We start from the raw sequence: 21,147 nt of genomic DNA on the forward strand, positions 1-21,147 counted from the left end.
TCCAAGGTAGACCACTATCCCTCCGTCAGACCGATGCCAGCCTCACAGGAGGTTTCGGGCAACAGCGGCAAGACTGAGTGCAAGCGCGACAAGGCTGGGAATGATGACCGCCGCCCCGCAGATGAAGGCAAGGACGCCCACCCAATTCCAACTCGGTGCCTGCATCATCACTTCGTCCTTTGCCCAATGGTGTCCACACCACCATCCTTATCGCAAACGATTTGCCTCGCCCTCGGTTTCGGGGCGCCAATCATCAGGTTCGACAAGAGGCTGGTCTGACTTGGCGTCGGTCACGACTCGCTCGGCCGCTCCATCCAGATCATCATACTGCCCGGTGCGCATCGACCAAAGAAAGGCGCCCAGCCCAGCAAGGCCCATCAGCAGCGCGACCGGCACCAGCCACAGGATCCCGCTCATCGGGTAGCGGCCAGGGGAACGAGGGTCGGTGCCGGCGCTCGCCTGCTAAGCCGTGATCCGCGTGCTGCGGGAATTCGCAGAGAGTTCGCAACGACCGAAATCGACGAAAGCGACATGGCGACGGCAGCAAGCAGTGGGGTGACATAGCCCGCCATGGCCACAGGAATCACCAAAAGGTTATAACCGACGGAAAGCGCCAGGTTCTGGCGGACACGTTGCCGGGCCGCGCGCGCGATCTGCACAGCGCGCGGAACCGCATCGAGATCCTGGCCGAGATAAACAATATCCGCGGCCGCCCGACCGATGTCGGCGGCATTGGAAGGAGCCATCGAAACGTGCGCCGCCGCCAGTGCCGGTCCATCGTTCAGCCCATCACCCACCATCAAGGTCAGGCGCTGACTGTCCGCCAGCGCCTGAAGCCGCTCCACCTTATGCTGCGGCAGCAATCCGGCACGCCAGTGGGCGATACCGATCGCGTTCGCGAACCCCGACACAGAAGCAATGTGATCGCCCGAAAGCAGTTCGATAGGCAGCCCAAGCGCGTCAAGCTTGGCCACCGCTTCCCGCGCACTCGTCTTTTCAACGTCCAAGAAGGCAAAATGGCCGGCAAGCTCACCATCGACCGAGAACACGGTCTGGAAACCGCCACTCTCGCCCGTGCCTGGATTCAAAGCCCAATCGGCACGCCCCAGGCGAAACAGATGGCCGTTCCGCTGGCCCTCCAAACCCCGGCCCGGCAGCTCGGAAAAACTGTCCAGATCGAGGCCGGACAAGGCGCCGCCGTTGGCGGCAATCGCGCGTGCGACGGGATGGTTGGAACGCGACGCCAGCGCCATCACGATTGCGCGATAGGGTTCATCGATGGCGATCTTGCTCACTCGCAAATCGCCATGAGTGAGCGTGCCGGTCTTGTCGAAAATCACGGTATCGACCTGTGCAAGCCGCTCGAGCGCGCTTCCATCCTTGAGCGCGATGCCGTGCTCGAACAAGCGCTTCGCCGCGGCGACCTGAACCATGGGTATGGCGAGACCAAGCGCGCAGGGACAGGTCACAATGAGCACCGAAATGGCAATGGTCAGCGCCCGATGCCAATCGCCTGTGTCAAGGAACCACCCGGCAAACACGGCCAAGGCCAGCGAATGGATGATCGGCGAGTAATAGGCCGCAACACGGTCGGCGAGACGGCGATAGCGTGCTCTGCCCTGCTCGGCCGCTTCCATCATTCGCACCATTTCGGATAGAAAGGACCGCGCGCGGCTGTTGGTCACACGCACCTTGAGCGAACCATTGAGATTCAGCATGCCCGAAACGAGCGTGCTTCCCGGTCGTACCGGCACCGGCATCGCCTCGCCCGTGACCGCGGCAGTGTCGAGATCGCCCTCGCCCGCAAGGACAAGACCATCCAGCGGAACACGCTCGCCTGGCGCGACGAGGATGACATCACCCACCGAGACATCCTCGAGCGGTCTAAAAGCGCGCGATCCATCCGTGCCGATTACATTCGCGCCCGCAGGCGTCATTCGCGTCAGCCCGAGCACGGCCGAACGGGCCTTGTCACGCATGGCATGGTCGAGCGTTCGTCCGACAAGCAGGAAAAAGATCAGCGTCACGACCGCGTCGAAATAGGCATGGCGTCCGAAATGCAGCGTGTCGTAGATGCTGAGACCCAGTGTCAGGACGATGCCGATCGAGATGGGCACATCCATATTGGTGCGTCCCGCGCGCAATGCCGACCATGCCGACAAGAAGAAGATGCGCCCCGAAAAGAATACCGCGGGAAGCGCGAGCAGCGCCGAGATGAGATGGAACAGCTGCCGCGTAGCGGGGTCGGCGCCTGACCAGACCGACACCGAAAGCAGCATGATGTTCATCGCCGCGAAGCCGGCGACCGCTGTCGCGACGATCAGCCGGCGCTTTTCGGGATCGGCGCGTTCGTCCGGTTGGCTGAGAAGATTTGCCTCGAAGCCCGCCTCGTTCAGCGTTGCCAGCAAAGGCGGTGCACTCGCGGTTTGCGCTTGCCGCCATGTGACGGTCACACGCCGCGTCGATAGATTGACCCGAGCCGCTACGACGCCCTCGAGGTTACCAAGGATGCGCTCGATCTTCGCCATGCATCCGCCGCAATGCGCGGTCGGGACCGACAGTTGCGTCCTCATCGTTCCGTCATCCAGCGATTGGCTGGCGAAGATGAGTTCATCGACCGATTGCCCGGTCAATGATGTCGGCGCCTGGACGGCAGGCATGGCATGGCTGGCCATGTCTAGGCCTGCGTGTCTGAGACCGCGCGATAGGCATGCCATGTGGCATGTCCAAGCCACGGGAAGATGACGATGAGGCCGATCAAGCCCGTAGCCGCGCAGAGTATGAAAAGCGCAAGGACGATGGCGCCCCAGACGATCATCGGCGCAAGGTTGTTCCAGACGAGCGCCGTGCTTGTTCCCATCGCCGTGAGCGCATCGACCTTGCGATCGAGGAGCATCGGAATGGCAAAAACACTGATCGCAAAAGCGAATGAGGCGAACAGGCCGCCCACCGCCGTGCCGACGCCGAGAATAATCCATCCCACCGGCTCGGTCAGCAGGAAGGCGGTTATGTGAGGCAGGCCGGGAAAGGGGCGCACGCCGAAGAACAACGCATAGATGAGCACCGCGGATCGCATCCACAGTAGCATCAGCAGGCTGAGCAGGACCCCGGTGAAAAGCACCTGCGGGCCCGCCGCCGGTTTCACCAGGAGCATTTCGCGCAGCGACGTATCGCGTCCCGCTTCTCGGTTGCGGCTTTTCTCATAGAGTCCGATGGCCAGCAGCGGGGCAATGATCATGAAGCCGGCGAGCGCGGGAAAAAGAATATAGTCGCGGCCATACAGCGCGAGCATCGCGACAGCAGCGAGAGACAGAAGGAAAATGCCCAGACCGTAGGCCAGGCTCGGCATCGGCCGATGGAAAAGATCCTGCCATCCGGCCTTGAGCCATTGGAAGCCGATGGAAGCGGGAAGATGGCGCTGAAACCGCGCGCTCTTCGTCTCCTCGATGCCCGAGGTCTGGCTCAGCAAGCCATAAGAGGGGCTTTTATCGCTCATGTCCCGCTACCTTTCAGCATGCCGATTTCGCCGCGCGATACTGCCCGCTCCCGTTCGCGCGTTCCTTCAAATGTCCCACGCATTCGGGCTGCGAGCGAAAGGCGACGTAGAAAAAATGCGCGTTCGCAAGAACGAACAGCAAAAGGCCTGCTGCCACCAGCGTCCAGACCAGCCACCGGGATCGGGATCGCATGGCCGTCATCGCTGAGGCGCGCTCAGCGAATGAACATAGAGCGCCAATATCTTGATATCCGAGTCCGTAAGCCGCTCGTCCCATGTCGGCATATGCCCCTGGCGTCCGCCATGGACGGTCTCCACGATCTGATCGATGTCTCCTCCATAGATCCAACGCGCGTCCGTCAGATTGGGAGCGCCGACATCGCGCTTCCCGCGCGCATCCTCGCCATGGCAAATCGCGCAATTGGCCATGAAGACCTCGCGCCCCGATACAATCGACGTCCGATTGGCATTCGTCACGAACTTGGGATGCGACAAGGCGTAGACATAGTTGGCCGCCAGACTGACCTGATCGGCATCGAGTATCCCGTCGCGTCCGAACGAGGGCATCTGCGAGACGCGCCCCTGCGGATGCTCCACATTGACCCCAACGCGCATGGTCTGCGCGATCGTCTCAAGGTCGCCGCCCCAGATCCAGTCGTCATCGGTCAGATCGGGATAACCATAACCCCCCTTGGCATTAATGCCGTGGCAGGCGGCGCAGTTGTCGCCGAACAACCGGTGGCCGGTGCTACGCACGATGGTCATGAGCCGGGGGTCGGCCGCGATCTGCTCGAGGTTCTCGCTTTCGATCCGCTTTATCCAGTCGGCCCGTCCCGCCTGCGAATCGACCAGGTGCTTTTCGACCGAGGTGCGCTGGTCGATGTTGAGAATTCCCTTGGTGTAGGTGTCGCCCAAGGGCCAAGTCGGCATGAGAATCCACCAGGCGAAAGCGAAGAGATGGGTGACGATCAGAAAAATCAGCACACCCTTGGGGACCGGCGTATCGAGCTCCTTGATGCCATTCCAGACATGGCCGGTCGTTTCATGACCGCTGACGGGATCGCGCTCTACGTCCATGGCTTGTCGTCCTGATCGAGAACGCTTTGTTTGGCTCGGTTGAACTTGCCACGATTGGACGGCCGGAACGTATAAATGAGGACACCGATCATCAGACCGATGAGGTAGAACAGCCCCCAGCTTTTCGAGAATGCAACAAGAGCCTCGTGGCTTATGTCCATGCCTGCCTCCTCATGTCATTTCACCGGCTCTGGCGGCTTCTGCGGCGCGGCCGTATTCTTGTACGGCACGTCGGTCAGCCGGCCGAGAACCTGAAGATAGGCGACGAGCGCGTCCATCTCGGTGACCTCGGTCGCCACATCGTCGAACACGCGAACCTGCGTTTCTTCGCCATACCGCTCGGTGATACCGGACGAGGTCGAGCTTTCCGGTGTCGCCTGGTCGAAGGCATCGACGCTCGCATTCTCGATCATGGCATCGGTGTAGGGCACCCCCGCGGCCCGCAGCGCCTTGAGGTGCAAGGGCAGATCAGCGAGGCGCAAGGGCGTCCGCGCCAGCCAGGGATAGGCCGGCATATTGGAATCGGGCACCACATCGCGCGGATTGGTCAGATGGGCGACGTGCCAGAAATCGGAATATTTGCCGCCAACGCGGGCGAGGTCGGGTCCGGTGCGCTTCGAACCCCAGAGCATCGGATGGTCATATTTGGATTCGACCGCGAGCGAATAGGGACCATAGCGCTCAACTTCGTCCTGCAGCGTCCGGATCATCTGGCTGTGACAGGCATAGCATCCTTCGCGCACATAGATGTTTCGCCCCGCCAGTTCGAGCGGCGTGTAGAGCCGCATGTCTGGCGCCTCCTCGACCGTCTCGTCGATCGTGAAAAGCGGAGCGATCTCGACGAGGCCGCCGACACTGGCAGCCGCGATGATGGCGAGCACGAAGCCGATCGCCGAACGTTCGAGCTTGCGATGAAACAGTTCCGCCACGGCTCAGGCCCTCCCCGCCGCCGTCGCGGCCTGTAGCGGGACGTCGCCTTCGAACGGCGCCTGGGCCGAGGCGGCGCGAATGGTCCTCCACATATTGTAGGCGCCGATCACAGCACCGATCAGGAACAGAAGGCCGCCGAGCGTACGCGCGATGTAATAGGGATACATGGCTCTGAGCGAATCCAGGAAGGAGTAGGCTAGCGTGCCTTCCTCCGTATAGGTCCGCCACATCAGGCCCTGGATGATGCCCGAGTTCCACATGGCAAAAATGTAGACAAGAGTGCCGGCAAGCGAGAGCCAGAAGTGCCACTCGACCAAGGCGGGCGAATACATCGCCTCGCGCTTCCACAAGGACGGCACCAGCGTGTAGAGCGAGCCGAAGGTGATGAGCGCCACCCAGCCGAGCGCGCCGGCGTGAACATGGCCAACCGTCCAGTCGGTGTAATGCGAAAGCGAATTGACGGGCCGGATGGCGAGGAACGAACCTTCAAAGGTCGAGATGCCATAAAACACCGCCGCGACCATCATGAAGCGGAGCGTCGCATCATCGCGCACGCGGTGCCAGGCGCCGTTCAATGTTAGCAAGGCGTTGCCAGCCGAAGCCCATGACGGCACGAGGAGCATCACCGAGAAGGTCATGCCCAGCGTCTGAACCCAGTGCGGTAGGGCGGTATAATGAAGGTGGTGGGAACCCGCCCACATGTAGAAGAAGGTAATGCCCCAAAAGCTCAGGATCGAGAGACGGTAGGAGAAGATCGGCCGCTGGGCCCGGATGGGCAGGTAGTAATAGAGCATGCCCAGGAAGCCCGCCGTCAGGAAGAAGGCGACGGCGTTATGACCATACCACCACTGCACCATAGCATCCTGGACGCCCGACCAGATGGTGTAGCTCTTCGCATGGCCCAGCGAGACCGGAATCGCGAGATTGTTGATGATATGGAGTATCGCGACGACGAGAATGAAGGCCATGAAGTACCAGTTGGCCACATAAATGTGTGGTTCCTTGCGGCGTGCGAGCGTCCGGATGTAGAGGATGAAGTAGGTCACCCAGACGATCACCAGCCAGATGTCGGCATACCATTCGGCCTCGGCATATTCCTTCGATTGGGTAACCCCGAGCAGATAACCGCTGGCCGCGAGGATGCAGAACAGGTTGTAGCCCACCAGCACGAACCAGGCCGAAAGCTGATCGGGAAGACGCGCCCGCGAGGTCCGCTGCACGACATGCAGCGAGGTGGCGATGAGCGCGTTGCCGCCAAAGCCGAAGATCACGCCGCTGGTGTGCACCGGTCGCAAGCGGCCGAAGCTCGCCCAGGCACTGTCAAACGTCAGGTCAGGGAATGCCAGCAGCGCGGCGACCCAGACCCCCACGAACATCGCCACCACCGCCCAAGCCATGCTGGCGATGATGCCGGCCTTGATGGGCTCGTCATAGTAGCTTTGCAAACGGGATTTTGGCGGTTCCGGTCCCCAGATGCCGCGGATTACGATGATGGCGCAAATGGCGGCAATGGCCAGGATCAGCCAGCCGTGGATTTCCATTGTGTCCTGATTGCCTGCCGCTGCGAGAACGAGGCCGCACAGACCGACGGCAACGGAAATGGCGAGCGCGATCTGGCGTTCGGTCTCGGTCAAGGTCAGTATCATGGCCGATCTATTTCCCCCCTCATCGGTCATCGCCACGGGCTGACAGCGCAGCAGCAGGTTCGCTCCCGATGGGAACACAGCTCGCGCCGAACCAGCAACACGCGGGTCGGACGGAAGTTCCCAACTATTGCCCTGCCGTCTCCCGCGGTAAACACCAAAAAATCAGTGGTCAGCGTCGCTCGCCACGCATCGCGGCCGAATTTGAACCTGTGTTTGGCGACGGCGCAATGGACTTTTGCCGATCAAGCTCTTGGACCGTTAAGCCTGTGTCCAAGACTGGCTCGACCTCCGTCTCCGATCGGTCAGGACTGAGCGGCAGCCGCTCTTCAGCATACTGCGGTCGAATCAGCGTATCGCCGCCAGGTATCGTCCGTCGTCGGCACGGAAGAGCACTGACCCATTGCTGTTGACGGACCATGAGGTCACATCCTGCAGAATGGCCAGGAACCTGGTTTCCTGGTTCCCGAGCGCCGGCACGCAAGCCCGGCGCGTCACGGCGAGCGGTCCGATCCGAAGCGACTGTTCCTCGATCGAATAGTCGCCGGTGAACCTGTTGCAGCCGGCCGATCCGCTCACTCGGCCGTCTTGCGAAAACTGCACCGTCACATTGGATTTGTCGATCAGACCGGTCTGATTGATGTCCTCCACCTTGAATTGCGGGCCGATCAAGCCTGAAGCCGCCGGGCGGTCACCAACGCGAACCATATTGAGCGTCCCCAGATCCTGCTCGAACCGCGTGGGATCGACCGAATGAACCGTATCCGTGGTCCATATCGGGTTGCCCTCGGGATCGGTAATCGTCGCACGGACTGCGTAACGCATGTTGGTCTTCAAGTCCTGTTCCTTCACCCTAATCGAAAATGGCAAAGGAACCTGCTGCCCTGCTGTCTCGCGCGTTTCCTTGGCAATGATCACCGATCTCGCATCGGCGCGCGAAACGTCCAGCAGTCTCACGTTGAATTTCGCGCGGGCGGGCAGAGCGATGCGCTGTCGATAGGATGCGTTGCCGGTTACGACCTTGTCTCTCAGCTCCGCAATGGGGGCTTGGGGATCGACGTATCGCGCGCCTGTCGCGCAGCCGCCGAGCGCGAGCATGGTCATCGCCAGTACGGCTGTGAATGGCTTGTTGAACATGGCGTTTCACTTTGCTGTGCGATTGGAGCGGAAGAGAGCAGGTCAGGCGGAACCCATGGCATCGGCAATAATGGGAGGGCTTCGAGCGGCAGTCCTGTGGGAATCGACTTCGCATAGGATGGTTCCGAACCACGAACGTCCGATGGCGGGCGGAAGATTGGGCTGGATTGGCGCGGGCGGCCCCGGCGGATATCTGATCACCTCTTGGGAGACAGCCACTGAATTTTGGAACCACACGAAAAGCGCAGTCTAGAACCCGTGGCTTCCCGCCACTGCGCCGAGAACCGTGACAGCCGCGATACCCAGCAATATTCGGTGAAGTGTCTCCATTCGGGCAAAATCTGCGGCGGGCTTGACCGATGTCATCATTCGGCGGTGGAGAAACAGCGGCTCGATCACGAAAAGCATCGCGGCGAACACGGCCCACAGCCCTACCATCGCATGCATCCACCAGAAGCGAAGATCGAAAAAGCGGTCCCACATCTGCGCGCGATAGATCATCCAGAAGCCGCTCAGTCCTGCCAATAGCACCCAGATGCGCGCCTGCGCCGCAAAGCGCCCCTCCAGTCGATGAAAGGCCGCCAGCCGCTCCGCCGGCGGATTGGCGGCGCGCACGGACGGCATCACCACAAGCGTCACGAACGCCACGCCGCCGATCCAGACAAGGACCGCCAGGACATGAACGGCCCGGGCCAGGATGATGTCGTCCATGCCTCCGCTCCCTCAGGCCGCGAGCAGTTCGTCGGCCGGGCCGAAGAACTCATAGTGGATCCTGTCCGACGGCACACCCGCCAGCGACAGGGTCGAGACCGCATGACGCAGGAACGGACGCGGCCCGCAGATGTAATAGTCCGCTTGTGCGACCGGTGTGCTGGCGACCAACCATTCATCGGTAATTATGCCGGCCACATCGTAGTCGCTGCCCTCTGTTTCATCCTCGAGCGGGGTCTGGTGAAAATCGGTGATCGCGATCGATTGGCCATGGCTCGCCACAGCGCGGACATGGTCGCGCATCGCATGGGTGTCGCGGTCATGCGTGCCGTGGATGTAATGAACCGGCACTTCGGCGCCGTTCTGAACGAGGGCTTCGAGCATCGCCACCATCGGCGTCAGGCCCACGCCGCCCGACAGCAGTACGACCGGCCGTTCGACATGATCGGCGAGGAAGAATTCGCCAGCAGGCGCGGCCACCTTCAGGATCGTCCCGGGTTTCGCCTCGTCGTGCAACCAGCCCGACGCGAGCCCTTGCGGCTCGCGCTTGACCGAAATGCGATAGGTTTCGCCATTGGCGGCGGCCGAAATCGAGTAGTTGCGCTTGACCGGCGGATGTCCGGGAATTTCGAGCCAGAAGGTAAGATACTGGCCCGGCTTGTGGCGCATGACGGGGCCGCCGTCGACGGGGCGAAGGACAAAGGAATTGATGACGCTGCTTTCGCGCACAACGTCTTCGACGCGGAAATCGCGCCAGCCGTTCCAGCCGCCGGCCGCGTCCTTCTGTTCGGTGTAGACGCGCTGTTCCCGCGCGATCAGGATATTGGCGAGAAACCAGTAAGCTTCCCCCCAGGCCCCGAGGATTTCGTCGGTCGCCGCATCGCCCAGCACCGCCTTGATCGCACCGAGCAGTGCTTCGGCGACGTGCGGATAGTGCTCCGGCAGTATCTGGAGACCGACATGCTTTTGCGCGATGCGCTCGACCGCGGGAGCCAGCGCGCCGAGATTGTCGATATTGCTGGCATAGGCGAGAATGGCGCCGGTGAGCGCGCGCGGCTGCGAACCGGCGTCACCATGATGCGACTGGTTGAAAAGATCGCGAATGTCCGGGTTCTGGAACATCCTGGAATACATTTCATGCACGATATCCAGACCATGCGCTTCGAGCGCGGGGACCGTCGCCTTGACGAGCGCGATGGTCTGATCGCTGAGGGGCTGCGACATAAACTTCTCCTTGTTGGAAGGGATTCGAGTTTCCCGGCGATCAGGCGCCGGGCGGCTGATCATAGAAATCGACCCGCATTTTCATGGCGCCGATGGGCGTCACGAAGTGCGGCTGCTGCGGCAAGATCAATCCGGGCCGTTCGGGCGTCAGGACAACCTCCGACGGTGGATCGAGATAGGTCAGCCGAAGCTCACCCTCCAGAACGCGGATCAAACCCCAGACACCCGCCTTGGTATCATGGCGTGCCCGCAGGGCGGCCGGGAGCGTGTCCTGATCGAACACCGGCGTCGAACGATAGGGTAGAATGTCAGGCATGGGTGGGTACTCGCCGTTCGCAATGAATGGACCCGGCCTCGCCGTCAGCGACGCTTGGCCGATCGAGCCGAAAAAACATGGCAAGCTGCAGGCTCTCGGCAATCCGCTTCGCTTTCGCCTGCAGAGCCGCAGCTGCGTCGGGCGCCATCATCTCGTTTGTCGTACAGTCCCACAGCGCGAGCCAGCGGTCGAAAAGCGCTGGCGTTATCCTCGACCTGTGCTTCAGGTGCGCTGGCACGGGCTGGCCCTTGTATCGGCCACTGGCGAGCATGACGGATGACCAGAACGCCGCCAGCTTTTCGAGATGTTCCGGCCAGTCATCGATCGCGTCGTTGAAAATCGGCCCCAGGTCGGCATCTGCGCGAACGCGCGCGTAGAAGGCGTCGACAAGCTGCTTGAGCGCCTCATCCTTCAGTTCCAGCTCGGTCATTCGCCCGACTCCAATCATGTATCCCGAATGCATCTATACTTTTCCCTGAAAACATGCAAGATGAATACATCTTAATGCGACGAGCTGAGGAAGAGAGTGGGAACGCCCCATGAAACTGACCCTGTTCACCGACTATTCGATGCGCGTGCTGCTCTATCTGGGCGCGCGGCCTGACCGCCTGTGCTCGATCGGTGAGGTCGCGCAGGCCTACGGAATCTCGCAGAATCACTTGATGAAGGTGGTGAACCAACTCGCACGCAGTGGTGATGTGGAGAGTGTGCGTGGACGGTCGGGCGGCATCCGCCTGGGGCGGCCGCCCGAAGAGATCAACATCGGCGCACTCATACGCCAGACCGAGGACGGCTTCGATCTCGTTGACTGCGGCGGATGCGTGGTCGCGCCTGCATGTGGGCTGACGGGCGTGCTGAAGGAGGCGCTCGGCGCGTTCCTGGCGGTACTTGACCGCTATACGCTTGCCGACCTGCTGACGAAGCGGCGAGATCTCGCGTCGCTCTTCGAGCGTAACGCGGCCGATCGGTTCGAAACCCCTGCGGCGCGAGATGGATGATTGACGTCTTGGCGCATCGAAGCCGAAAAGGAGGAACGTGACATGTTCTGTCCAGAATGTGGTGAACCGGTCGATCCCGCTCCCTTTGACGGTCGTCGCCGCGCGTCGCGGTCATGGATCGCCGCAGGACTCCAAATCGGCGCGCGATGGGTAAAGGTATTGCGCGCTGGACGCTCCAAGCCGGACCGCACGCGGCAGTCCGCTTGCCCGTCTTGCTCCAATCATAAAACCACGAACACGGAAAGGAATTGAACGATATGGCCCTTCACCACGCAGCGCCCGGAGAAGTCGTCGATCTCTTGCCCGAGAACGTGACGACACATGAAGAACATTCCACAGCGATCGTGAAGGCGGACCATTTGAAACCATCCGGCTGGTGATCCCGAGCGGCACCGAAATGCGCCAGCATCAGGTGCCGGGCAGCATCATGCTGCATTGCCTCGAGGGCCATGTGAAAGTCGAGCTCAGCGCAAGCTCGATCGAACTGCGGCGTAACCAGTGGGTCTATCTCGAAGGAGGCGCGCCGCACTCGGTCAAGGGCGCGGAAAACTCTGTGCTGCTTCTGACGATCCTCTTTCCGCCTGTAGAAGGATCACAGGCAAAAGCCGGCGCCGAGACCTTGGCGGTCGATGCCTATGACGATTGCGACTGTGTCGACCGGTGGGAAGCGGAAGGCGGTCCGGTCGTTCAATCGGATCAGCCTGCCCCCAGGAAGAATTGATCACGGGCGGCATGATGGCACGGCGCGCAGCGCGCTAGTCGCTTTGCTGTACCGCCTCGTAGCCCATAGGGGAGAACCATGGATCGAACACGTCAGCTCTGGATTTGGCTTCTATCATTGCTGGCAGTCTCTTTTGCCGTCCTGCTTCTGGTTGGCCGCGACATCAGCATTCAGGCGCCGCCGCTTCCCGCCAAGGTCGTGACCGCAAACGGCGAAACCGTCTTCACCCGTGCCGAGATGCAGCGTGGCCGCCAGGTCTGGCAATCTATGGGCGGCATGCAACTGGGCTCGATCTGGGGACACGGCGGCTACGTAGCGCCCGATTGGTCAGCCGACTGGTTGCACCGGGAATCACTGGCACTTCTCGATCTCTGGGCACAGCGGGATCTGGGCGGCGCCTTTGAGAGTTTAAACGAGGAACACAAGGCGCTCCTCCAGCGGCGGCTGCAAACGGAAATGCGCCGAAACACGTTTGAAGCGAGCACGGATACCATCACGATCAGCAACGATCGCGCGGTGGCAATCGAGCGGGTGGCAAAGCACTACGTCAATCTGTTCGGCAACGACCCCGCCACGGCCGAGCTGCGCGAAAACTATGCCATGAAGAACGATACGGTCCCCGACGCAGGGCACCGAGCCGCCATGACCTCCTTCTTCTGGTGGACGGCCTGGGCGGCCACAACGGAACGACAAGGGCGGACGACAACGTATACGAACAACTGGCCGAGCGAGCCGCTGGTCGGGAATCGCCCACCATCAAGTTCATTCATCTGGTCGGCCTTCAGCGTCACCTTCCTGCTTGCCGGCATCGCGCTGTTGGGTTGGCACCATGCGGTGACGCACGGACGAAGGGAGAAGGAGCACGACCTCCCCGCGAAAGATCCGCTGCGCGAGATCGCGGTGACGCCTTCGATGCGGGCGACAGCCAAATATTTCTGGGTCGTTCTCGCACTGTTTCTCGCGCAGATCATGCTGGGTGCAATGACGGCCCACTATCAGGTCGAGGGGCAGCTGGTTTATGGCTATGAAGCGGCCGAGATCCTGCCTTATTCGATCACCCGCACCTGGCACACGCAGCTTGCCGTGCTGTGGATCGCGACAGCCTGGCTGGGAACGGGCCTCTACATAGCTCCTGCGATCTCGGGCCATGAACCGAGGTTCCAGGCTCTGGGTGCCAACATCCTCTGGGCCTGCCTCCTGATTATCGTCGTGGGCTCCTTTGCCGGGCAATGGCTCGCGGTGATGCAGAAACTGGGACTGGAGAGGAACTTCTGGTTCGGACACCAGGGCTGGGAATATGTCGATATGGGGCGCTTCTGGCAGTGGTTTCTCTTCATCGGCCTGATGCTCTGGCTTGTGCTCGTCGGCCGGGCGCTCTGGCCTGCGCTCAAAGAGAAGTCCGAATCCCGCCACATCACGATGCTGTTTTTCCTATCCGCCGTAGCCATCGGACTCTTCTACGGTGCCGGGCTGTTCTGGAATGAGCATACAGCGCTCTCCATGATTGAATATTGGCGTTGGTGGGTGGTCCATCTGTGGGTCGAAGGCTTTTTCGAGGTGTTCGCCACCGCGGTCATCGCCTTCCTCTTCACGCGCCTCGGCCTCATTCCGACACCCACCGCCACGGTCGCCGTCTTGTTTGCCACGATCATCTTCATGGCAGGCGGAGTGCTGGGAACGTTGCACCATCTCTACTTCGCGGGAACCTCGATCGCGGTGCTGGCGCTTGGCGCGAGCTTCTCAGCGCTCGAGGTCGTGCCGCTCGCCTATATTGGCTTCGAAGCTTATGAACACTGGAAGCTGAGCAGCGCGACACCCTGGATGCAGCGTTATAAATGGCCCGTCATGTTCTTCCTGGCGGTATCCTTCTGGAATCTCGTCGGAGCAGGCCTGTTCGGCTTCCTCATCAATCCGCCGCTGTCGCTCTATTACATGCAGGGTCTCAATCTGACGCCGCTGCACGGACACACCGCATTGTTCGGCGTATACGGCATGTTGGGCGTCGGGCTCGTCCTGTTCTGCCTGCGTGGCATGTTGCCGAACCTGATCTGGAACGAAGGCGTGCTGAAGACGAGCTTTTGGTGCTTCAACATCGGCCTTGCGTTGATGGCGCTCCTGACCTTGCTGCCACTTGGTACGCTTCAGCTGACCGCCGCGATTGACAAGGGCTACTGGTACGCTCGCTCGGCCGAGTTCATGCAGCAACCGGTGGTCGATCTGTTGGTGTGGCTGAGGGTTCCTGGAGATATCGTCTTTTCTGCCGGGGCGGTAGCGCTCGCCTGGTTTGTCGCCAGTCTTTGGCTCAGACCCCGGTCTGACGACAGCGAGGCGCAAATTGCACAGTGATCGATCGAGGAGTCCGATGCCGCGCAGTCCCAGCCAACCCTTGCTCGTGGGCTAGCCACGTTCTGTCGACAAACGCCACACTTGGATGCGAGTTTCGGTGAACCTTTTGTCCATGCGCACCAAACTTCTGTTCGCAGGTCTGGCAGCCGGGTCGATGGCTGCTCTATCCTCGCCCGCGATTGCTCAGATGCCGCCCGGCTCACGGGACTGTTCATTCCAGTCGCTATCGCCGGAGGAAAAGTCTCGGTACCAATCCCGTTACCGGCGCCGCGTGCGCGTCGATGGGCAAGCTTTTGCCGATAATGGCTGTATGAACAGGTGTGCATGACAGCCTCTGAGCGCAAAGCCCTCCGGCGTCCCCGCAAGGGCAAAAACTGCCGCGCCGTTTCGCGCCCCGTCACCAGCTTGGACGGATCCATGACAGTTGGCATCGGGCGCAAATGCGACTGACGCGCTCGATGCCGCACATGGCGATCATGGTGCGTTTCCAGGAGGGGACCAAATCCTACGCTAAGAATTTTGGCCAGCGATATTCTTCGCCGGTCAGGGTTATGTGCTCCCACCCCGCTCCTTACGGAGATCGAATCCACTGATCACTGAATTCTGACTTTAGAAACGTTTCTTGAATCGGGATCCATGGATGAAAAGGGGCCGACTCTCTGCATTCAGCGAATATTCGAACGCGAAGGCAGAAGGCCGGCCTGATCGATCAGAAGCTGATCGTTGCCGTGCCCCAAAAGCGGCGCCCTTCATCGAGCATCCAGTTGCCGTCGAGACCATCAAACCGGCCGCGGTCATCGACCGGCACGATCTTGTCGGTGACGTTGAGCACCGCCGCCCTCAGCGCGAAATTCTCATTGATCGTGAAATTGATGCCGACATCGAAGGTCGTGCTCCCTTCACGGGTGCGGGTGTTGAGCGCGCCGTTGCGGAACCCGCTGAAAGTCTGCTTGCCCGAGTAGTAGCCGAGCACATAGGCCGCGATCTGCTCGGTCGCTTGCCAGTCCAGGCGAACGTTGGCCATGTGCCTGGGCGTCTTGTCGAGCGGCGTTCCGTCAAGCGAACTGCCGTCGAAAGCGGGCTCGCCGCCACCCTTCCGGACGGAATCGGTGTAGGTATAATTCGCGGTCAGCAGCAATGCCGGGGTGATCGGCAGTCTGCCATTCACTTTGTCAAACGGCGCGCAAACGGGACCCCGTATAGGCGTTGAAGGGGGACCCCCTTTTCGAGATTGAGCGGAGGGTTGATGCCCTGCGCTGTGTGCGGCGGAGGTCGGGCGTAGCCCGGCCGGAGGCGTACACAGCGCAAGTTCGTTTTGAAGCTGGGGTGAGAGTGGCGGCTAACTGCGGTTTTTGAAGCGCCAGCTGTCGTTGCCGGTCTCGACGATATCGCAGTGATGAGTGACGCGGTCGAGCAGAGCCGTGGTCATTTTGGGATCCCCGAACACGGTAGGCCATTCGCCGAAGGCGAGGTTGGTCGTGATAACGACGCTGGTGCGTTCGTAGAGCTTGCTGATCAGGTGGAACAGGAGCTGGCCACCAGAGCGCGCGAACGGCAGATATCCCAACTCATCGAGCACCACCAGGTCGAGCCGTGAGAGCTGTCCCGCCAGGGTCCCGCCCTTGCCGATCCGGGCCTCCTCTTCGAGGCGTGTCACCAGATCGACGGTGTTGAAGTATCGTGCCCGAGCCCCTTTGCGCACGACGTTGGCGGTAATCGCGATGGCGAGGTGGGTCTTGCCGGTGCCCGTGCCGCCGACGAGCACGATGTTGCGACGCGCCGGTAGGAAGGAGCCATCATGCAGGGAGCGGATCAGTCCCTCGTTGATCGGCGTCCCTTCGAAGCTGAACCGCTCCAGGTCCTTCACCACCGGCAGCCGCGCGGCCGTCATGCGATATCGGATCGAGGCGGCGTCGCGATGGGTGGCTTCCGCGCGGAGCAGATCGGTCAGGATCTCCATGGTGGTGCGCTGGCGCTGGAGGCCGGTGGTGACGGCCTCGTCGAACGCGGCCACCATGCCCTTGAGGCCCAGGCCGCGCATTGTGTCGATCATCTCATGCCGCTGCATCATAGCCTCGCAGTCGGTCATAGCTGGCACAGTCGGCGATCGGCGGGTGACTCAGCATCCGGTCTTCCGAAGTGACGATGCTATGGGGCGTCGCCGGCTCGCGGCGACGGGAGAGGATGTTGAGGATCAGGTCGTCGCTGACCGTTCCGCTCGCCAGCGCTTCGCGCACCGCCGCCTCGACCTGCTCCAGCCATCGGTGAGCACGGCCGAGAGCACCCGCACGAACCTGCGATCCGCCTCATCCCCGTGCCCCAGCCTGCGTCGCAGGCGATGGAGGGATGGCGGCAACTCCCAGTCCTGGAACGGCGCGCCGTTGCGCAGGGCACCGGGCTTGTGGGCCAGAACCGGCAGATAATGCCAGGGATCGTAAATGGTGCGGTTCCGCCCGAAGTGACGCTCATGTTCCCCGACGATCTCTTCGCCGCAGCGGATGACCATCCGGCCCGCATAGGCGCGCACCTGCACCGTGCGCCGCGCCGCCCTGGACATGACCGAAGCGGTTGCGGTCGAAGCTGATGAGGCAGGTGCCTGTAGCGCGACAAACTGTATGAGGATTGCGCGTCAATCAGGATGAGAATGTGATTGTCACGGCGCGTCGATCAGTGGCTGTTTTGATTGTCGCTGGCAAGTTCGTCGTTCTCATCCTGATTGACGCGGATGGTCTCGAGGATCTTTGGCGTGGTGTAGGCGGCCGGGCGGCCGGCACCGGTGCGCCTGGCCTGTGCGGTGCGCCGCCGGTAACTTTCGACGTTCATCTCGAAGATGGTGGCGTGGTGCACGAGCCTGTCGACAGCGGCGAGTGTCATGGCGGGATCGGGGAAGACCCTGTTCCATTCGCCGAAGGGCTGGTTGGCGGTGATCAGCAACGACCGTCGTTCGTAGCGTGCGCTGATCAACTCGAAGAGCACCGACGTCTCGGCCTGATCGCGCGAGATGTAGGCAAAGTCGTCGAGAACGAGCAGGTGGTATTTGTCGAGCTTGGCCATGGCGGATTCGAGTGCAAGTTCGCGTCGGGCGACCTGCAGGCGTTGCACGAGGTCGGAGGTTCGAGAAAACAGAACCCTCCAGCCCCGTTCCACCAGCGCAAGGCCGATTGCCGCGGCCAGATGGGATTTGCCGCCGCCCGGCGGACCGAACAGGATGAGGTTGGCCCCTTGTTCGAGCCAGCCATCGCCGGCGCACAGGGCCATGACCTGGGCCTTGGAGATCATCGGCACGGCATCGAAGGCGAAGCAGTCCAGGGTCTTGCCTGCAGGCAGATGGGCCTCTGCCAGGTGACGCTCGATCCGGCGGCGATCTCGTTCGGCGAGTTCGTGTTCGGCGAGCGCGGCGAGGAACCTGCTCGCGGGCCACCCCTCCTTGTCAGCCTGGGCGGCGAAGTCCCCCCAGATGTGCTTGATGGTGGGCAGGCGCAGCTCGTTGAGCATGAGGCTGAGGCGCTGTGCATCGATCATGGGAACTGCACTCATGCGGCTTCTCCCTGTTCGATAAGTCCGTCGTAGATCGAGAGCGGCACCAGTTCGACCACGACTTCGGGCAGATCGGCGGGGTCCGGACAGAACCGGGCCCGCAAGGTTGTCAGGCACGGCGTTCGGCGCGCGGTCAGATCATCGGTCAGGATCCCGGCGAGTTCGGCCTCGCAGGCACGTTCGTGGGCCATGGCCAGAAGTTCGACGGTGGTGCGGCAGGCTTCCCGCTCGCCCTGAACTTCCAGCAGGTGGTCGAACATCAGGCGATAGGCATCTCGCGGGAACAGGCTGTCGCGATAAACCAGCCCCAGCAGCGCCATGGGCTTGCGGCGCAGGGAATGGATCACGTGGCGGTAATCAACGACGTGGCCGTGCTTCCCGTTCATGCCGGCGCGGCCGCGCGGCAGGGTCATGAGCCTCGTGCCCCCGATGAAGACGTCGAGGCGGTCATCATACAGGCGGACCCGCAAACGGTGCCCGATTAGGCGGGATGGGACCGTGTAGAACACCTTGCGCAGCGTGAAGCCGCCCGAGGATGTGACCGTCACGAGGATCTCCTCGTAATCGGTGGTGCGCACGTCCGGCAGCGACTGCAGGAACTTGCGTTCGGCATCGATCCCGGGGCTGTGCCGCCGGTTGCGCGCATTTACGACCTCGTCGATGAAGCGGCGATAGTCGGCAAGGTCAGCGAAGTCGCCGCTACCTCGCAGCAGCAGCGCATCCTTCACGGCAGCCTTGATATGACCATGGGCACTCTCGATCGCGCCGTTCTCGTGAGCAACGCCCCGGTTGTTCCTCGTGGGCTCCATTCCATAATGGGCACAGAGCGCGTCATAGCGCCTGGTCAGGTCGATCCTGGCATCGGCCTCCAGATTGCGGAAGGCGGCCGAGAGGCTGTCGGTACGATGAAGCTTCGGCGCACCGCCTGCGGACCAGAGTGCGTTCTGCAGCCCTTCGGCCAAGGCAACGAAACTCTCGCCGCCCAGGATGACGTGCCCATGCTCGAAACCGCCGCGCGGCAACCGGAAGTGATAGAGCAGGTGATCCAGTGGTTGTCCGGCGATCGAGACAGCCAGATCGTCCATGCACGTAAAATCGGACAGGCCGAGCCGCCCGGCCTCGTGCACCTGCCGGAAGATGACTTCGCGATCTTGCCCGTTCATCGCGCGCCAGTCGCGAATGCGCCTCTCCAGGGTTCGCCGGGAGCCGAACACCGTCTCGGGGTATCGGCGCCGCAGTTCCTCGAAGATCGCGATAGGCCGCAGGCCCGGAGCAGCCTCCAGCATCGGCACGACCACCTCATCGAAGATACCGGCAAGGGGGTCAGGCCGGCGCCGGCTGCGTGGCGTTTGCCGCTGTGATGGCAACCGGGCGTCCTGAAGAACCCGATAGCCCGTCGCCGGGCTGAATCCAGCCTTAGCCGCCGCCAGAGCGACGGGGTCATTACGTCTGTTGGTCATGAAAAGTCTCACCTGATGATCGTTGATGTGTCGACCGGCCACACGTCAGGTCCTCCTTCTCGGAAAACCTCATGCATAGCGGCCACCACGACCATCACAGGCACCCCGCAAAGAGCGCCTCCGGTGTGTCGGGACCGGCTACGGGCTACGCCCTCCGCCGATCCCGACACACCGGATTCCCATCTTGATTGTCGCGCTTTCTCAACCTGATCGTCGCGCAACACAGGTGCCGGTGACGGCATGCTCGCTCTCATGGAAGCCATCGAAGGGCGCCAGGATCGGCTGCAGGACAGGCCGCTCCATCTCCAGCGCCTAGGCCACGGTGATATCGCCGCGCTCGGGATGGGTGTGGTGCTCGGCCCAGCGCCGGCACTCCGCCTTCCTTCTCACGATCTGGCTTTTGAGCCATTCGAGCATGGAATCTTTTGCCATCATGGGCGTCGTCGTCGCTCTCGGCAGCATCGTCTACCGGGCCAGCATCCGCCGGTCATCAACGTAGGGGTCACGACGGTGGAGCGAGCGGTCGGCTCTTCAAGCCCAACGCGATCGGCTCATTTCTCGCTCACCAGTCGTGAACTAACGGCAAATTTGTCAGAATTTGAGGGTGAAAGTGATTTATGGCCCTCATTTTTGTTTCAAGCAGCGCCTGCCGAATGCATCTCTGCGATTGATGTCTTCTGCAAAAGCTTGTTGGCATCGGATGCTCGCTGATCACACCTAACCCGTAATCGTGCCTCTGGCTGACATACCCGACAAACGTATAAGCTCGCCATGCGCGGGCGTCACCAACCCAATTCCGCGTGCGATCCCAAGCGCACAAGCTGCAAGGTGTCGTCATCGGGCTTGCGGTAAATCAGCACGAGGTCGGGCTTTATGTGGCAATCGCGATGGTCGCGCCAGTCGCCGGTCAGCGCATGGTCGCGGTGGCGCGGTTCAAGCGGCTCGTCGGATGCCAGCGCCTCGATGATCGGGATCAGGTCAGCGTCCAGCGTCTTGGCGTGCTGCCCCTTCTTCTCCCGCTTGTAGTCGCGCTTGAACCGCCCGAAGCGTTCAATCGTCCGCATTGAGGTCGGCCATCAGGTCGACCACCGTGGCGAACCGCTTGCCCTTTCCCTCGCGCGCTTCCTTCATGGCCTCTATCGTCTCGGCATTGGGCACCAGCGGTTCAAACGGCAAGGCCTTGTCGCGGGCAACGCGGGTCAGCATCAGGCGCACGGCATCGGAGACGGTCAGCCCCATAGCAGCCAGCACGGTCGCGGCTTCCTCCTTCACCGCTCCGTCGATCCGGGTCTGCACAAGAGCGTTTGCGGCCATGTCGATTTCCTTTCTGCATGACGATGTAATGCAAGCGAACGCAAAGTGCAATCAGGCAAAGCCCCGGCTATCGACATGGCGACCGGGCTTCGCGTTTTTCACCTTCAATGCTGTGAGTGCCATCGGTTCGGGGCCCTGATCGGGAATGTTGGGGCCGTTCTCACACTTTCGGTGGGCAAACGGTCCCACAATCGTTCCACATTTTGGGCCAAATTCAGGCAAATCAGGGAGACGACC

21 protein-coding genes and 2 pseudogenes are annotated in these 21,147 nt (G+C 61.7%); 3 read left to right on the plus strand and 20 right to left on the minus strand.

Going from position 1 to position 21,147, the window contains the following annotated elements; genetic code table 11:
- Window positions 1–207: 207 nt before the first annotated feature.
- From ccoS to FA702_RS22505, 12 genes are all read right to left on the minus strand, one after another.
- Window positions 208–417, minus strand: coding sequence for a cbb3-type cytochrome oxidase assembly protein CcoS (ccoS, locus tag FA702_RS22440; protein WP_004212718.1), 210 nt, complete (start codon window positions 415–417; stop codon window positions 208–210).
- Window positions 414–2,675 (minus strand): heavy metal translocating P-type ATPase, encoded by a 2,262-nt coding sequence (locus tag FA702_RS22445; protein ID WP_136958226.1) that lies wholly within the window; start codon window positions 2,673–2,675, stop codon window positions 414–416. The genes ccoS and FA702_RS22445 overlap by 4 nt, the downstream gene beginning before the upstream one ends.
- A gap of 2 nt (window positions 2,676–2,677) precedes the next feature.
- Entirely contained in the window at window positions 2,678–3,496 is an 819-nt protein-coding gene (locus FA702_RS22450; protein WP_004212715.1) for a DUF2189 domain-containing protein, read from the minus strand.
- A gap of 198 nt (window positions 3,497–3,694) precedes the next feature.
- Window positions 3,695–4,573: a cytochrome-c oxidase, cbb3-type subunit III gene (gene ccoP, locus FA702_RS22460; protein ID WP_004212713.1), complete on the minus strand. Its 879-nt coding sequence runs from the start codon at window positions 4,571–4,573 to the stop codon at window positions 3,695–3,697.
- Window positions 4,564–4,734, minus strand: a complete 171-nt coding sequence (locus FA702_RS22465) for a cbb3-type cytochrome c oxidase subunit 3 (RefSeq protein WP_004212711.1) — start codon at window positions 4,732–4,734, stop codon at window positions 4,564–4,566. Before FA702_RS22465 ends, ccoP begins: the two co-directional genes overlap by 10 nt.
- Window positions 4,735–4,749: 15 nt before the next feature.
- Window positions 4,750–5,502: a cytochrome-c oxidase, cbb3-type subunit II gene (gene ccoO / locus FA702_RS22470; protein ID WP_004212709.1), complete on the minus strand. Its 753-nt coding sequence runs from the start codon at window positions 5,500–5,502 to the stop codon at window positions 4,750–4,752.
- Between the two features lie 3 nt (window positions 5,503–5,505).
- Window positions 5,506–7,149, minus strand: a complete 1,644-nt coding sequence (gene ccoN, locus FA702_RS22475; protein ID WP_004212708.1) for a cytochrome-c oxidase, cbb3-type subunit I — start codon at window positions 7,147–7,149, stop codon at window positions 5,506–5,508.
- Between the two features lie 345 nt (window positions 7,150–7,494).
- Complete coding sequence (locus FA702_RS23430) at window positions 7,495–8,283, minus strand: YbaY family lipoprotein (RefSeq protein ID WP_004212707.1); 789 nt, start codon at window positions 8,281–8,283, stop codon at window positions 7,495–7,497.
- Window positions 8,284–8,532: 249 nt separating this feature from the next.
- On the minus strand, window positions 8,533–8,994 hold the full coding sequence (locus tag FA702_RS22490; RefSeq protein WP_004212706.1) for a hypothetical protein: 462 nt from the start codon (window positions 8,992–8,994) through the stop codon (window positions 8,533–8,535).
- A gap of 12 nt (window positions 8,995–9,006) precedes the next feature.
- A complete protein-coding gene (gene hmpA, locus FA702_RS22495) occupies window positions 9,007–10,218 on the minus strand; it encodes an NO-inducible flavohemoprotein (RefSeq protein WP_004212704.1) in 1,212 nt (403 codons plus the stop codon).
- A 40-nt stretch (window positions 10,219–10,258) separates the two neighbouring features.
- On the minus strand, window positions 10,259–10,534 hold the full coding sequence (locus FA702_RS22500) for a DUF1971 domain-containing protein (protein ID WP_004212703.1): 276 nt from the start codon (window positions 10,532–10,534) through the stop codon (window positions 10,259–10,261).
- Window positions 10,527–10,964, minus strand: a complete 438-nt coding sequence (locus tag FA702_RS22505) for a group III truncated hemoglobin (RefSeq protein ID WP_004212701.1) — start codon at window positions 10,962–10,964, stop codon at window positions 10,527–10,529. Before FA702_RS22505 ends, FA702_RS22500 begins: the two co-directional genes overlap by 8 nt.
- A gap of 109 nt (window positions 10,965–11,073) precedes the next feature.
- Between FA702_RS22505 and FA702_RS22510 the strand changes: the two genes are divergently transcribed.
- The 3 genes from FA702_RS22510 to FA702_RS22520 all read left to right on the plus strand — a co-directional run bounded on the left by FA702_RS22510 (window position 11,074) and on the right by FA702_RS22520 (window position 14,599).
- A complete protein-coding gene (locus FA702_RS22510) occupies window positions 11,074–11,532 on the plus strand; it encodes an Rrf2 family transcriptional regulator (protein ID WP_136958227.1) in 459 nt (152 codons plus the stop codon).
- A gap of 376 nt (window positions 11,533–11,908) precedes the next feature.
- Window positions 11,909–12,253: a hypothetical protein gene (locus tag FA702_RS22515; protein ID WP_255504934.1), complete on the plus strand. Its 345-nt coding sequence runs from the start codon at window positions 11,909–11,911 to the stop codon at window positions 12,251–12,253.
- Between the two features lie 78 nt (window positions 12,254–12,331).
- The gene (locus tag FA702_RS22520; RefSeq protein ID WP_136958228.1) at window positions 12,332–14,599 is read left to right on the plus strand and encodes a nitric-oxide reductase large subunit; all 2,268 of its coding nucleotides are present in this window, start codon (window positions 12,332–12,334) and stop codon (window positions 14,597–14,599) included.
- A 709-nt stretch (window positions 14,600–15,308) separates the two neighbouring features.
- Here FA702_RS22520 and FA702_RS22525 read toward each other — a convergent pair.
- The 8 genes and pseudogenes from FA702_RS22525 to FA702_RS22560 form a co-directional block, all read right to left on the minus strand.
- On the minus strand, window positions 15,309–15,737 hold the full coding sequence (locus FA702_RS22525; protein ID WP_021245211.1) for a TonB-dependent receptor domain-containing protein: 429 nt from the start codon (window positions 15,735–15,737) through the stop codon (window positions 15,309–15,311).
- Window positions 15,738–15,938: 201 nt separating this feature from the next.
- On the minus strand, window positions 15,939–16,667 hold the full coding sequence (gene istB, locus FA702_RS22530) for an IS21-like element helper ATPase IstB (RefSeq protein ID WP_025549137.1): 729 nt from the start codon (window positions 16,665–16,667) through the stop codon (window positions 15,939–15,941).
- Window positions 16,654–17,202, minus strand: a pseudogene (locus tag FA702_RS22535) (IS21 family transposase); the annotation flags it as partial. The pseudogene FA702_RS22535 and the gene istB (FA702_RS22530), both read right to left, overlap by 14 nt.
- Before the next feature lie 64 nt (window positions 17,203–17,266).
- Entirely contained in the window at window positions 17,267–18,121 is an 855-nt protein-coding gene (gene istB, locus FA702_RS22540; RefSeq protein ID WP_370385548.1) for an IS21-like element helper ATPase IstB, read from the minus strand.
- A gap of 11 nt (window positions 18,122–18,132) precedes the next feature.
- On the minus strand, window positions 18,133–19,596 hold the full coding sequence (gene istA, locus FA702_RS22545) for an IS21 family transposase (protein WP_255504932.1): 1,464 nt from the start codon (window positions 19,594–19,596) through the stop codon (window positions 18,133–18,135).
- 219 nt (window positions 19,597–19,815) lie between these two features.
- Window positions 19,816–19,977 (minus strand): annotated as a pseudogene (locus tag FA702_RS23435) (IS21 family transposase); the annotation flags it as partial.
- A gap of 401 nt (window positions 19,978–20,378) precedes the next feature.
- Window positions 20,379–20,660 (minus strand): type II toxin-antitoxin system YafQ family toxin, encoded by a 282-nt coding sequence (locus tag FA702_RS22555; RefSeq protein WP_004212690.1) that lies wholly within the window; start codon window positions 20,658–20,660, stop codon window positions 20,379–20,381.
- Window positions 20,647–20,910 carry a type II toxin-antitoxin system RelB/DinJ family antitoxin gene (locus tag FA702_RS22560; RefSeq protein ID WP_004212689.1) on the minus strand — a complete coding sequence of 88 codons (264 nt, stop codon included), beginning with the start codon at window positions 20,908–20,910 and terminating at the stop codon, window positions 20,647–20,649. Before FA702_RS22560 ends, FA702_RS22555 begins: the two co-directional genes overlap by 14 nt.
- Window positions 20,911–21,147 lie beyond the last annotated feature (237 nt).

This window comes from Novosphingobium sp. EMRT-2, assembly GCF_005145025.1.
GTDB lineage: Bacteria > Pseudomonadota > Alphaproteobacteria > Sphingomonadales > Sphingomonadaceae > Novosphingobium.

Coding starts and splice junctions, on each gene's coding strand:
- FA702_RS22555 (WP_004212690.1), bottom strand. CDS start 20,660: ATGCGGACGATTGAACGCTTCGGGCGGTTCAAGCGCGACTACAAGCGG.
- hmpA (WP_004212704.1), bottom strand. CDS start 10,218: ATGTCGCAGCCCCTCAGCGATCAGACCATCGCGCTCGTCAAGGCGACG.
- FA702_RS22465 (WP_004212711.1), bottom strand. CDS start 4,734: ATGGACATAAGCCACGAGGCTCTTGTTGCATTCTCGAAAAGCTGGGGG.
- istB (WP_370385548.1), bottom strand. CDS start 18,121: ATGATCGATGCACAGCGCCTCAGCCTCATGCTCAACGAGCTGCGCCTG.
- FA702_RS22490 (WP_004212706.1), bottom strand. CDS start 8,994: ATGGACGACATCATCCTGGCCCGGGCCGTTCATGTCCTGGCGGTCCTT.
- FA702_RS22560 (WP_004212689.1), bottom strand. CDS start 20,910: ATGGCCGCAAACGCTCTTGTGCAGACCCGGATCGACGGAGCGGTGAAG.
- FA702_RS22500 (WP_004212703.1), bottom strand. CDS start 10,534: ATGCCTGACATTCTACCCTATCGTTCGACGCCGGTGTTCGATCAGGAC.
- istB (WP_025549137.1), bottom strand. CDS start 16,667: ATGCAGCGGCATGAGATGATCGACACAATGCGCGGCCTGGGCCTCAAG.
- istA (WP_255504932.1), bottom strand. CDS start 19,596: ATGACCAACAGACGTAATGACCCCGTCGCTCTGGCGGCGGCTAAGGCT.
- FA702_RS22520 (WP_136958228.1), top strand. CDS start 12,332: ATGGATCGAACACGTCAGCTCTGGATTTGGCTTCTATCATTGCTGGCA.
- ccoP (WP_004212713.1), bottom strand. CDS start 4,573: ATGGACGTAGAGCGCGATCCCGTCAGCGGTCATGAAACGACCGGCCAT.
- ccoS (WP_004212718.1), bottom strand. CDS start 417: ATGAGCGGGATCCTGTGGCTGGTGCCGGTCGCGCTGCTGATGGGCCTT.
- FA702_RS22510 (WP_136958227.1), top strand. CDS start 11,074: ATGAAACTGACCCTGTTCACCGACTATTCGATGCGCGTGCTGCTCTAT.
- FA702_RS22445 (WP_136958226.1), bottom strand. CDS start 2,675: ATGGCCAGCCATGCCATGCCTGCCGTCCAGGCGCCGACATCATTGACC.
- ccoN (WP_004212708.1), bottom strand. CDS start 7,149: ATGATACTGACCTTGACCGAGACCGAACGCCAGATCGCGCTCGCCATT.
- FA702_RS22450 (WP_004212715.1), bottom strand. CDS start 3,496: ATGAGCGATAAAAGCCCCTCTTATGGCTTGCTGAGCCAGACCTCGGGC.
- FA702_RS22505 (WP_004212701.1), bottom strand. CDS start 10,964: ATGACCGAGCTGGAACTGAAGGATGAGGCGCTCAAGCAGCTTGTCGAC.
- FA702_RS23430 (WP_004212707.1), bottom strand. CDS start 8,283: ATGTTCAACAAGCCATTCACAGCCGTACTGGCGATGACCATGCTCGCG.